The organism is Bradyrhizobium sp. 18BD (genome assembly GCF_054185225.1).
This window is the reverse complement of record NZ_JAVAYL010000005.1, coordinates 19,689-31,525: the sequence shown is the minus strand read 5'-3', so window position 1 is coordinate 31,525 and position 11,837 is coordinate 19,689. Positions and strand designations below refer to the sequence as shown.

The window sequence follows — 11,837 nt, the reverse complement described above, 5'->3', positions numbered from 1 at the left end:
CACGCCGCCGCCAGCGGTCATGCCTTGCGCGTGGTGAGCGCGAGGCCAAGGTCGATCGCGAGCGCCAGCACCACGGCGCCGCCGCCCAGCGCGAACAGGACCAGATAGTCGCCGCCGGTCTGGGCGTAGATCCAGGAGAAGCCGTAGGCGGCCGCGGCCTGGAACAGCGCAAAGCTGGTGGTGGCATGGCTCCACGTCGCGCGCTGCTGCTCCGTCGAGTGCGGCACGAGCTCATGGATGCGCCCGAGCACCAGCGGCACGATGCCGGGCGTGAAGCCGCCGACCACGACGCTCGACACGATCAACGACACCGGCGCGGTGCTGACGGTCGGCAGCAGCACGGCAGCCGCCTCGATCAGGAACGCCGCGCGCAAGGCCGGGCCAAAACCCGAGCGATCGCCGAGATGGCCGGTGACGAGCGGGCCGACGATGGCGCCGAGGCCGTACAGCACCCAGTAGCGCGATCCCGCGGCGATGCCCTGGCCGAGGCCGCGCGCCACGAAATCGACGATGAAAACCATGTGCGGCACCAGCGCTACGGCGTTGAGGCCGTACTGGATCAGCAGCGCACGGGCGGCAGTGGGCGTCCGATGCGGCTTCGCATGATGCACGGGCGCAGCAGCATCGGACTTGGCTTCCGCGGGCCAGTGCCACCAGCTCACGAGCGTCAGCACTGCTGAGAGCACGCCGAGGCCATACCAGCTCTGCTGCAAACCCTGTTGCAGCAGCAGCGGCACCAGCGTGCCCGACGCGGCGACGCCGAGGCCGACGCCGGCAAAGATCACGCCGCCGACGATACCGCGCCGCGCGGCCGAGGTGTGCGGCAGAATGACGGACGCCGCCAGCACCATGATGATTCCGCCGGTGAGGCCGGAGAGGAAGCGCCACGCGAAGAACCAGGTGAACGACACCGGCGTCGAGCTGGCGAAGAAGGAAAGAGTGGCGAGCAGCATCATCGCCCGCAGCGCGCGGACCGCGCCGATGCGAGAGGCCACAGCGCGCGCCGCGAGCGCGCCGGCGAGATAGCCGGCAAGGTTTGCGGCACCGAGATAGACAACGTCGGAAGCGCTGAACCACTTTGCCGCGATCAACGCCGGGATCAGCGGTGTGTAGGAGAACCGCGCGAGGCCAAGCCCGACCAGCGATGCGGACAGTCCCGCCACCGCGTATCGCCAGGTTGTTTGCGATCTCGATCCCGGCTGCGGATGCAGCCGGGTCTCCAGATGTTGCTTCGTATTTGCGTTGGTCATGTCATCCTCCTGCGCGCAACGGCGCGCGGATCATCCTGTTGGGCTAGCGCGACGGCGCCGGAATTCCAGGGCGGGCGGCGCCGTTCCCTCGCGGGTCACTTGAATGGTGACGATGGGTACGGTGGCGCTCCCTGCTCAGTGGCCGGCGCTCTGGCCGCCATCGACATGCAGGATCTCGCCGGTGACGAAGGAGGCACTCTCGAGATAGAGCACGGCATCGACGATGTCGGACATCTCGCCCATGTGGCCGACCGGGTGCAGCGCGCCGAGCTGGGCGTGCGTCGCAACCGGGTGCATCGGCGACTTGATGATGCCGGGCGACACCGCGTTCACGCGAATGCCGCGCTTGGCGTATTCGATCGCCAGCGACCTAGTCGCGGCGCTCAGGCCGCCCTTGCTAAGCGAGGCCAGCACCGAAGGGACGTTGGAATTGGCCTGGTCGACAAGCGTGGTCGTGATTTGGACGACATGGCCCGATCCCTGCTTCTCCATCTCGGCGATGGCGAGCTGCGTGATGTTGAAGAAGCCGGCGACGTTGGTGCCCATCACCGCCGCATAGTCCTCGGCCGTATATTGCGTGAACGGCTTTGCGACGAAGATGCCGGCATTGTTGACCAGCGTGTCGACGCGTCCGAAGCGCGCGACGGCCTGTGCGACGATCCGCTCGGCGGTGGCACGGTCCGCGATGTCGCCGGGAACGGCGAGGACGTCATCGTCGCCCGACGGCTTGATGGAGCGCGCCGTGGCGACGACGCGATAGTTGCGATCGCGAAAACCCTGGACCAGGGCGGCGCCGATACCCTGCGATGCACCAGTGATGATGGCGACCTTCTGCTCAATACCCATGACAGGCTCCTTTGGTTGGCTTGAAAATCTGCGCCGGCACTGGCTGGCCTGCGGTCTGAAGTACGCCGTAGGGGCCCGGCTGCGAATACACGTTGTCCGGCAGACACTGTTACGCGGCGCGAACGAATGCCGCACAGCGTCCGCGGCAGTTGTCGCGGCGTGGGCGAACGCCTAGCTTGTCACCGCAATGTGATGGGGCGGCGGAAAGGCATGGATCGTCTCGATGCGATGAATGTGTTCGTCCTCGCGGTGGACGAGGGAAGCCTGGCGGCGGCGGGGCGCAAGCTCGGCCGCTCGCCGGCGGCGGTCAGCCGGGCCATTGCCTTCCTGGAGGCGCGGGTCGGTGCCGAGCTGCTGCACCGGACCACGCGCTCGATCAAGCTGAGCGAGGAGGGCGAGCGCTATGTCGCGATCTGCCGCCGCGTGCTCACCGAGCTGGAAGAGGCCGACGACATCGCGGCCGGACCGCGCACCGCGCCGCGCGGCCTGCTCACGATCACTGCGCCCGTCGTGTCGGGTGAAATGGTGCTGCGGCCGATCCTCGATGCGTTTCTCGATGCCTATCCGACCGTGTCGGCAAAACTCCTCCTGTTCGACCGCGCGGTCAATCTGATCGAGGAGGGCGTCGATATCGCGCTTCGCATCGGGCCGCTTGCGGATTCGGCGATGGTCGCGATGCGGGTCGGCGAGATCAGCCGCGTCGTCGTCGCGGCCCCGCGCTATCTGAAGCAGCATCCGCGCATCACCGAGCCCGGCGATCTCGCAAAGCACCAGATCGTGGCGATGGCGCACCTTCCCAATTCCTGGACCTTTGCGCCGCAGGCCGGCTCGTCGGCGGCCCGCACCGTGCAGTTCACGCCGCGGCTCGTCGTCAACAGCACCTATGCGGCGGTGGCCTCTGCGGTTGCCGGGCGCGGCGTCGCGCGGATGTACTCGTACCAGGTCGCCGAGCAGGTCGCGCGCGGCGAGCTCGAGATCGTGCTGGCCGGAGACGAGGATCCGGAGATGCCCGCGCATCTGATCTGCCCGCAGGGGCGGCTCTCGGTGCCCAAGGTGCGGGCATTCACCGACTTCGCCGTGCCCCGGCTGAAGAAGCAGTTCGCGTTGCTGAAGAAGAGCATCAGCGCGCGCTGAGCTGCTTCGCGCCTTCGCAATGCGTTGTTTTGCGTATACGGCGGCCCGGCTGAATCGGCGATGGTTCCAAAACGGTTAACGCCGATTTAACGGATGAGTCCTAGCCTGTCTCGGCCGGGGTTACTCGCAAGGCCGAGGTGAGCCCAATGGAAGCCCAGAAGATCGCGGTCGACGCCGTCGTGGCGTTGACCGATTGCGACCGCAACGCTGTCGTTGCCTTTATCCGTCAGCTCTATCTCGCCGGCGTCAGGGACCCCAAACGCCTGACCTTCAAGGGTCTGCAGGCGCTATCGCGGGCGTGACGCGCGCGCTTAGAATTGAATCTACTTTGCTGCGACGGTCGGATCGCTGATCCGGATCGAGGTGACGCGGTCGCCCCGCACCTCGGACGAGAACGGCCAGGGCCCGTAGGTCCAGAGCTCGCTCTTGTCGAGCCCGCTGGGGCCGACATGATGGGCCAACGGCCGCGACATCGCCAAGACCCAATTCCAAGTTCCCCTGTGGAACCAGGATACCATCTGCCCGAAATCGGCTGCAACGCCGGGATTGACGGAAGGGCGCCTGCGATCTGTAATTGTGACAAGGATGGCTCCGGCCGTATCGATCACGACCTGCGGAACAGCCTCAGGATGCACAGCCTTTACCTTGCCGCTCGGGCCGGCTCGGAGTAGATGACGTTCCCGGCTGGGTCACTTGGGAACTTGGGGAAATGCTGAAACAGCTTTTTGCGCCGCAGCTTGTCATTTTATATGTGCTTGCGGCTTCGACGATTTACGTTCACTTCCGCGGCAAGCAGCGGCTGCGCTTCGCGCGCCAGCTCGGCGATCACTCGACCTATCTCGCACCCTATAATGTGCTGATGTATGCCGGCTCGGCGGTGCCGAACAAGCCGGTGATCTCGGTCGAGCAGTTTCCGGAGCTGAAGCCGCTGAGCGAGAACTGGGAGACCATTCGCGACGAGGCGGTGCGCCTGTTCGACGAAGGCTTCATCCGCGCCGCTGCGAAGAACAACGACTGGGGCTTCTATTCGTTCTTCAAGAGCGGCTGGAAGCGCTTTTACCTGAAATGGTACGACGACTTCCTGCCGTCGGCGAACACGCTGTGCCCGAAGACGGTGGAGCTGCTCAAGTCGATCCCGAACGTGCATGGCGCGATGTTCGCGATGCTGCCGCCGGGTGGCAAGCTTGGTGCGCACCGCGATCCGTTCGCGGGCTCGCTGCGCTATCACCTCGGCCTCGTCACGCCGAACTCGAACAAGTGCCGCATCCTGGTCGACGGCGTCGAATGCGTCTGGCGCGACGGCGAAGCCTTCATGTTCGACGAGACCTTCATCCACAGTGCCGAGAACCAGACCGACGTCAACCGCATCATCCTGTTCTGCGACGTCGAGCGCCCGATGAAGTACGGCTTCATGACCGCGATCAATCGCTGGGTCAGCCATCACATCGTCAAGGCGTCGGCGACCGAGAACGTCGACGGCGAGCATGTCGGCGCGCTCAACAAGGTGTTCGGCAAGCTCTACGAGATCCATCTCGGCAGCCGCAAGGTCAAGGAATGGAACCGCAACGTCTACTACACGCTGAAGTACTCGCTGACGGCGTTCGTGCTTGGCCTCATCGTGTTTTCGGCCTTGAAGTAAGGCGAATGCGCAGGGCGGATTACGCTTCGCTAGTCCGCCCTGCGAGTCCCGACTTTCATCTGGCGGTGAAGGCCACCAGTTGAATCGCGGCAGACCCGAGGACCGCGGCAAGAATGTAGCGCGTTGCTGCTTGCGAGAGCCAACGCAGACCAATCGTGGTTCCGACGATTGCGCCAGCAAGCGCACCCGAGGCATACAGCCAAGTCTGGGTTGATGGCATCTGTCCCACGTGGAGCGCGCCAACCAATCCGATGGCCGAGTTTCCGAGGATGAATGGCGCGGAAAGCGCCGCCGTCTGTTTGGGTGATGCCCAACGCATTCCAACCAGAATGGGTGCGAGGAAAACACCGCCGCCGACGCCGGTGAGTCCGGAGACGAAGCCGACTCCCGCGCCCGTGGATATTGCGGCCCAGAGCGGTGTAATCCGGTCCGGAGCATCGCCACTGCTGCGTCCGACGATCAGGACGACAGCGGCGAGCAGGAGCACGAGCCCCGTCACCGTGTGGTAGATCTCTTCGGCAAGAACAATGGGTGCACCGATCAGGGTGCTCGGCAGTGAGGCTACCAGAAGCGGCTTGAGCTTTGCCCAATCGATATGGCTGCCGCGATTGAAGAGCCACGTGGAGTAGGTAGCCGCGACGATATTCAGCAGCAGAGCCGTCGGCCGCATCTCGTTTGGAGGAAACGAGGCAAAGGCCATCAAGGCAAGAAATGCCGTTCCCCCAGCCTGACCTACCGTCGCATAGAGAAGCGAAACGACAGCGAAGCACGCAGTCAGCATTTTCTAGTGACGGTGCTTGTGTCCTTCGGAGCTGTCGGGGCGCTGGTAACCTCGCAGCTCCGCGTATCGCTTCAATTGGCCCTAATTGAGCAGAGCGGCGGTCGACAGGTGATATTTGAGGTGGCTTTCGCGGAGCAGTGCCTGGGTTTCCGAGATGGAAACGAGAGCTGCCTTGAGCGACTCTAACGTTATGACGCGAGCAGAGAAAAGATGATCCAGCTCTCTCTCTTGCTCGACAAGCTTGCTACCCAGCGGGACCGACTCCTGCTTCATGGCATCGAAGAGACGTTGAACCTGGATGCGTTGATCCGGCGTCAAGTCAAGGCGATCGCCGAGTTCGAGAACATGGCTCGGACCGGGATATCCATTGAGCTCGGCGGCAAGTGCGAGGCCCATGCCGCGCCCGGCTTTGAGATCGTCGATCTGCTGGTGTGATAGTGCCTTGATGGGGCGCTGTTCGAGGCCGGCATAGGGCTGTCTGGATTGGGCACTGGCAGCGTTGCATGTGACGACAAGGGTGGCCGCAAGCAGGAGAAGGTGTCTCATGAGTCTGGCTTCCTGAAATCAGCACCGTCCGTCGCGATCCGCACCAGTGCTCATATATCTTGCGGGACGGTTCGCCCGATGGCAACAAGATTGCCTTGATCGAGCCGGCAAACATGGAGCAGGTAATGGCCCCCTTGCCACTTGCGAACACCGAGATCGTGCAATTCTTCCGCGCGTGGCTGGATACCTTCTCGGGCTATGTCCGCGAGGTCGACTACGCTTCGGCGCGGCCGCTGTTTCACTCGGACGTGCTTGCCTTCGGCACCCACAACGATGTCATCCCCGGTCTCGATCAATGGGTCTCGACGCAGTGGAACAACGTCTGGCCGAAGACGACCGACTTCCGCTTCGTGCTCGAGCAGACCTCGATCCTGGCATCACCCGACGGCACGATGGCGACTGTGATCGCGCCGTGGACGAGCACGGGCTACCATCCTGACGGCAGTTCGTTTCCGCGCCCGGGCCGTGCGACCATGATCTTTTCGAAGAATGCGGATGGCTGGCTGTGCGTGCACTCGCACATGTCGCTCAATCGCGGCGTGCCGCAGGCGAGCCACGCCAATCGGCCGGTGAAGGCCTGGTAGAGAATGAAAAGGCCCCGGACGCGACCGGGGCCTTGATCTTCGATACGCAGAGCGGATTACGCTTTCGCTAATCCGCCCTGCGCTTCGATCTTACTCCGGCTGGCCGATGCTCACCTTCAGCGTGCCGACGCCGTCGACGCCGCATTCGAGCTTGTCGCCGGGCTGGAGCTGCGACACGCCGGCGGGCGTGCCGGTCATGATGATGTCGCCGGCGGCGAGCTTCACCTGCTGGGAGAGCTGCCAGATCGTCTCCGGCACGTTCCAGATCATCTGCTCGAGGTCGCCGGTCTGGGCTTCCTTGCCGTTCACCGTGAGCCAGATCTTGCCCTTGGTGGGATGACCGATCTTCGAGGCCGGCTGCACCGCAGATGCCGGCGCCGAACCGTCGAACGACTTGCCGATCTCCCACGGACGCTCCTTCTTGCGCGAGGCGATCTGGAGGTCGCGGCGGGTGAGGTCGATGCCGACGGCATAGCCGTAGACGTGATCGAGCGCCTTCTCGGCGGGGATGTTGAGGCCGCCGCTCTTGAGCGCGACGATCAGTTCGACCTCGTGATGCAGGTCCTTGGTCAGCGGCGGATAAGGAATGGTGGCGCCATCGGGCACCAGCATGTCGGCGTGCTTGGCGAAGAAGAACGGCGGTGCGCGCTCGTCATTGCCCATCTCTCGGATGTGCTCGAGATAGTTGCGGCCGACGCACCAGATGCGGCGCACCGGAAAACGGCCGGTCTCGCCGACGACGGGAAGCGAAGCCTGGGGCGGAAGCGGAATGACGTAGGAGGCGGCGTTCATGGAGCGGGTCTCGCTGCTCTTGGTGGGTGAAGGAACTCTATGCGGTTGCGCTGATCGGCGCCAGAGCGCCGGTGTCGTAATGTTGCAGGCGGAAGAAGGAGGCATAGCGCCCGCCGCGGCGGAGCAACTCGTCATGCCGGCCCTGCTCGACGATCTCGCCGCCCTCGACCACCAGGATCGCGTCGGCGTGCATGATGGTGTGCAGGCGATGCGCGATCACGATGGTGGTGCGGTTCTGGCAGAGATGCTCGATCGCTTCCTGCACCTGCCGCTCGGATTCCGAATCCAGCGCGGCGGTGGCTTCGTCCAGCAGGATGATCGGCGCGTTCTTGATCAGCGCGCGCGCCACCGCGATGCGCTGGCGCTGGCCGCCGGAGAGCTGCGTGCCGTGCTCGCCGACCGGCGTGTCGTAGCCGAGCGGGAAGCCCATGATGAAATCATGTGCGCAGGCCGCCTTCGCGGCTTCGATGATCTCGTCCTCGCTTGCGTCCGGCTTGCCGAAGGCGATGTTGCTGCGGATGGTGTCGCGGAACAGATAGACGTCCTGGCCGACATAGGCGGTCTGCGCCCGCAGCGATTTACGCGAGACCGCGCCGATCGACTGGCCGTCGATCACGATGTCGCCTTGCGTCACCTCGTAGAAGCGCAAGAGCAGCGCCAGCACGGTCGACTTGCCGCCGCCGGACGGGCCGACCAGCGCGGTGACCTTGCCGGGCTCGGCGACGAAGCTCATGCGGTTGAGGATGGTCTCATTGGCACGATAGCAGAAGCTGACGTCGCGCAGCTCGATCCGCGCGTCGGTGAGCTTCAGCGCCGGCTTGTCGTCGTCGGAATACTCGCTGGCCGGGCTGTCGATGATCTCGAGCAGCATGCGCGCGCCGACGAGCTGGCTGTTGAGGTCGATGTTGAGCCGCGCAAGGCGCTTGGCCGGCTCGGTCGCCATCAGGAACGCGGTCATGAAGGAGAAGAACGCACCGGGCGTGGCGTTGAGCGCGACCACGGCATAGCCGCCGTACATCAGGCAGCCGGCGACGGCGAAGCCGCCAAGCATCTCCATCAGCGGGTTGGAGCGGTTGGCGACGCGGGCCATCTTGTTGGCGTTGCGCTCGACGATCGCGATGTTCTCGTCGATCCGGCTCTGCATGGTGTCTTCGAGCGTGAACGCCTTGACAGTGCGGATGCCCTGCAGCGATTCCTGCATCGTCTCCATGATGTCGGCGGTGCCGGTGAACTGGTTGTAGGCGAGCCCCTTGATGCGCTTGACCAGCTTGCGCAGCACCAGCATCGCCGGCGGCACCGCGACGAGGCCGATGAACGACATCAGCGGATCCTGCCACACCATCACGCCGATCATGGCGAGCAGCATCAGCAAGTCGCGCCCGATGGCGTTGACCAGCATGTTGAGCACGTCGGTGATGGATTTCGCACCGGCCGTCAGCCGCGCCAGAAATTCGGACGAATGCCGCTCGGAGAAGAAGCCGACGCTCTCGCGCATCAGCTTGGCGAACAGCTGGCGCTGGTTGGTGGCGAGGATCGCGTTGCTGATCTTGGTCAGGATCACCATGTGGCCGTAGGTCGCCACGCCCTTGATGAACAGCAGGACCACCGTGATGCCGGAGAACATCGCGATGCCCGGGATGTTCTTGTCCACATAGGCCTGGTTGATGACCTGGCCGAGCACATAGGTCGCGCAGGCGGTCGAGCCGGCGGCGAGCGCCATCAGCGCGAAGGCTGCGAGGTAGCGCCGCCAGTAGACGACCCCCTGTTCCGTGACCAGGCGGCGTATCAGGACCGCTGCCGCATAGGGATCGTCGGTGATTTTCTTTGGAAACTGAGCCATCCGGTGTCCATTGACGGCTCAGGCTAAAAGCCTGCCCGCGCGTCAGGGATCGAAGGGCCTCTGTGCCCGCTAAAGCGGGGCTTTTCAAGCCCAATTAAGGGCTTGCGCTGGAAGGGAATCTAGGCCGAGGCGGCGTGGCGGAGTTCGCCATGGCGCTCGCGGAACAGCTTGTCCTCCCAGGCCAGCGCATGGGCTGCGATGGTCTCGAGGTCCTCGTATTGCGGCTTCCAGTCGAGCAGGCTGCGGATCCGGCTGGTGTCGGCGACCATGGTCATGATGTCGCCGGGCCGGCGCGGGGCGTATTGAACGGCGAAGCTGCGGCCCGAGACCCGGCGCACCGCGTCGATGGTCTCCAGCACCGAATAGCCGCGGCCATAGCCGCAGTTCAGCGTCGTCGAGGTGCCGCCGTTGCGCAGGTAAGCCAGCGCCGAGCGATGCGCCTGCGAGAGGTCAGTGACATGGATGAAGTCGCGGATGCAGCTGCCGTCCTGGGTCGGATAGTCGGTGCCGAACACGTCGATCTTGGCGCGCTGGCCGGTCGCAGCTTCCACCGCGATCTTGAGCAGGTGCGTGGCGCCGACGGTGGCAAGCCCAATGCGGGCCTGCGGGTCGGCACCCGCAACGTTGAAATAGCGCAGGGTCACGTACTGCATGCCGTAGGCGGCGGCGACGTCGTGCAGCATGATCTCGGTCATCAGCTTCGACGAGCCGTAGGGCGACAGCGGCCGCGTCGGCGCGTGCTCGGGCACCGGCACCTGGTCCGGATTGCCGTAGACGGCGGCGGTCGAGGAGAAGATGAAGCGGCCGATGCCACGCTTCACCGCGACGTTGAGCAGGTTGCGCGCGGTGGTGAAATTGTTGCGGTAATAACCGAGCGGATCGCGCATCGAATCCGGCACGACGACGGAGCCTGCGAAATGGATGATGCTCTCGATGTTGTGCTGGGCGATCACGCCCTCGAGCAGATTCTCGTCGCCGGCATCGCCGATGAACAGCGGCACGCCCTCGGGCAGATAGGCGGAGAAACCGGTGGAGAGATCATCGATCACGACGACGTCCTCGCCGGCTTCTGCCAGCGCCAGGACCGTGTGACTTCCGATATAGCCGGCACCGCCGGTGACTAGCACAGTCATGATCTCACCCGTCTTCGATCAACGCGGGATGCTAGCGTCTGCGTGGTGAAGAGGGGGTATCGGCAGCCCTGAACTGGTCACTATGCTTAATGTTGCGTATAGGGGGCCTGCTGAATGGAGCGTGACGTGGCCAATCCCCCCGGCGATCTCGAAGTGATCGTGCCAAATCTGCACAGGCGCTATTCCGGAGTCACCGCGACCAACCGGATGGTGGCGCCGCGGCTGGCACGGCTGTATCGCGCGGCGTGGTTCGGCTCGGACGCGCCGGAGGGGATCGCGCGCCTGAGCACGGCCGATCTCCTGAAACTGTGGCGCCGCAAGCAGCCCCTGATCTGGCACGCGCGCCGCAACAACGAGATGATCGCAGGCGTGCTGCTGCGTGCGCTCGGCTGGCGGCTGAAGCTCGTGTTCACCTCGGCGGCGCAGCGGCATCATAGCTGGATCACGCGCTGGCTGGTCCGGCGCATGGATGCGATCATCGCGACATCCGATATCTCGGCCTCGTTCCTGAAGGTGAAGGCGACGGTGATCCCGCACGGCGTCGACACCGACGTCTACGGGCCACCGGTCGATCGCGCGGCGGCCTTCGCGGAAGCCGCGCTGCCGGGCCGCTACGCGATCGGCTGTTTCGGCCGCGTGCGCGCGCAGAAGGGCACCGACGTGTTCGTCGATGCGATGTGCCGGCTGCTGCCGCGCTATCCGGATTTCACGGCTGTCATCGTCGGGCAGGTTACGCCTGAGCAAACGCCTTTTGCCAACGACCTGAAGAAACGCATCGAAGCCGTAGACCTGCAATCGCGCATCGTCATCACCGGCGAGCTGCCGATCGAAGCGGTGCAGCGCTGGTATCAGCGGCTGACGATCTACGCCTTCACCTCGCGCAACGAGGGCTTCGGCCTGACGCTGATCGAGGCGATGGCGGCTGGCAGCGCGCTGGTCGCCGCGCGCGCCGGCGCGGCCGAACTCGTGGTCGAGGATGGCGTGACCGGCGTGCTGGTGCCGACCGGAGACGCGGACGCGCTGGCCGCGGCGCTGGAGCCGCTGATGCGCGACGTCGCTGCCGCAACGGCGATGGGCGAGCGGGGGCGGGCGCGGGTGCTGGCAAAGTTCAGCCTCGATGCCGAGGCGGCGCGGATCGGCGAGGTCTATCGACCGCTGCTCTGAGCCGCCGCTTTTCACCGGCCGCGAACAAAAAATGCGAAAACAACCCCATGCACAGTAGCCGGGGCCAGCGAAATCAACGGCGTGGCCGTGCGTGCGATGGCGTTGCGGATTTTACGAAGTCGGTTTGA

13 protein-coding genes are annotated in these 11,837 nt (G+C 64.8%); 5 read left to right on the top strand and 8 right to left on the bottom strand.

Features of this window, described 5'->3' with window-relative positions; genetic code table 11:
* Positions 1 to 17 precede the first annotated feature (17 nt).
* Both RAD16_RS10715 and RAD16_RS10710 read right to left on the bottom strand, forming a co-directional pair.
* A complete protein-coding gene (locus tag RAD16_RS10715) occupies positions 18 to 1,250 on the bottom strand; it encodes a YbfB/YjiJ family MFS transporter (protein ID WP_458157836.1) in 1,233 nt (410 codons plus the stop codon).
* A gap of 135 nt (positions 1,251 to 1,385) precedes the next feature.
* The gene (locus RAD16_RS10710; protein WP_458157835.1) at positions 1,386 to 2,096 is read right to left on the bottom strand and encodes an SDR family NAD(P)-dependent oxidoreductase; all 711 of its coding nucleotides are present in this window, start codon (positions 2,094 to 2,096) and stop codon (positions 1,386 to 1,388) included.
* Between the two features lie 210 nt (positions 2,097 to 2,306).
* Between RAD16_RS10710 and RAD16_RS10705 the strand changes: the two genes are divergently transcribed.
* Positions 2,307 to 3,230, top strand: a complete 924-nt coding sequence (locus tag RAD16_RS10705; RefSeq protein ID WP_458157834.1) for a LysR family transcriptional regulator — start codon at positions 2,307 to 2,309, stop codon at positions 3,228 to 3,230.
* Between the two features lie 146 nt (positions 3,231 to 3,376).
* Positions 3,377 to 3,532 (top strand): hypothetical protein, encoded by a 156-nt coding sequence (locus tag RAD16_RS10700; RefSeq protein ID WP_458157833.1) that lies wholly within the window; start codon positions 3,377 to 3,379, stop codon positions 3,530 to 3,532.
* Positions 3,533 to 3,553: 21 nt separating this feature from the next.
* Here RAD16_RS10700 and RAD16_RS10695 read toward each other — a convergent pair whose 3' ends face one another.
* Positions 3,554 to 3,703, bottom strand: coding sequence for a hypothetical protein (locus RAD16_RS10695; protein ID WP_458157832.1), 150 nt, complete (start codon positions 3,701 to 3,703; stop codon positions 3,554 to 3,556).
* A gap of 236 nt (positions 3,704 to 3,939) precedes the next feature.
* On the opposite strand from RAD16_RS10695, the gene RAD16_RS10690 reads away from it, so the two are divergent.
* Positions 3,940 to 4,869: an aspartyl/asparaginyl beta-hydroxylase domain-containing protein gene (locus RAD16_RS10690; RefSeq protein WP_458157831.1), complete on the top strand. Its 930-nt coding sequence runs from the start codon at positions 3,940 to 3,942 to the stop codon at positions 4,867 to 4,869.
* Positions 4,870 to 4,924: 55 nt separating this feature from the next.
* Here the strand turns inward: RAD16_RS10690 and RAD16_RS10685 are convergent, their stop codons facing one another.
* Both RAD16_RS10685 and RAD16_RS10680 read right to left on the bottom strand, forming a co-directional pair.
* Positions 4,925 to 5,650: a sulfite exporter TauE/SafE family protein gene (locus tag RAD16_RS10685; RefSeq protein WP_458157830.1), complete on the bottom strand. Its 726-nt coding sequence runs from the start codon at positions 5,648 to 5,650 to the stop codon at positions 4,925 to 4,927.
* 81 nt (positions 5,651 to 5,731) lie between these two features.
* Entirely contained in the window at positions 5,732 to 6,196 is a 465-nt protein-coding gene (locus RAD16_RS10680) for a hypothetical protein (protein ID WP_458157829.1), read from the bottom strand.
* 125 nt (positions 6,197 to 6,321) lie between these two features.
* On the opposite strand from RAD16_RS10680, the gene RAD16_RS10675 reads away from it, so the two are divergent.
* Entirely contained in the window at positions 6,322 to 6,780 is a 459-nt protein-coding gene (locus RAD16_RS10675; RefSeq protein ID WP_458157828.1) for a YybH family protein, read from the top strand.
* A 90-nt stretch (positions 6,781 to 6,870) separates the two neighbouring features.
* Here the strand turns inward: RAD16_RS10675 and RAD16_RS10670 are convergent, their stop codons facing one another.
* From RAD16_RS10670 to galE, 3 genes are all read right to left on the bottom strand, one after another.
* Positions 6,871 to 7,572 carry a fumarylacetoacetate hydrolase family protein gene (locus tag RAD16_RS10670; RefSeq protein ID WP_326898401.1) on the bottom strand — a complete coding sequence of 234 codons (702 nt, stop codon included), beginning with the start codon at positions 7,570 to 7,572 and terminating at the stop codon, positions 6,871 to 6,873.
* Positions 7,573 to 7,609: 37 nt separating this feature from the next.
* The gene (locus tag RAD16_RS10665) at positions 7,610 to 9,412 is read right to left on the bottom strand and encodes an ABC transporter ATP-binding protein (protein ID WP_458157827.1); all 1,803 of its coding nucleotides are present in this window, start codon (positions 9,410 to 9,412) and stop codon (positions 7,610 to 7,612) included.
* A gap of 119 nt (positions 9,413 to 9,531) precedes the next feature.
* On the bottom strand, positions 9,532 to 10,545 hold the full coding sequence (galE, locus tag RAD16_RS10660; protein WP_458157826.1) for a UDP-glucose 4-epimerase GalE: 1,014 nt from the start codon (positions 10,543 to 10,545) through the stop codon (positions 9,532 to 9,534).
* 126 nt (positions 10,546 to 10,671) lie between these two features.
* On the opposite strand from galE, the gene RAD16_RS10655 reads away from it, so the two are divergent.
* Positions 10,672 to 11,709, top strand: a complete 1,038-nt coding sequence (locus tag RAD16_RS10655; RefSeq protein ID WP_458157825.1) for a glycosyltransferase family 4 protein — start codon at positions 10,672 to 10,674, stop codon at positions 11,707 to 11,709.
* Positions 11,710 to 11,837: the final 128 nt, after the last annotated feature.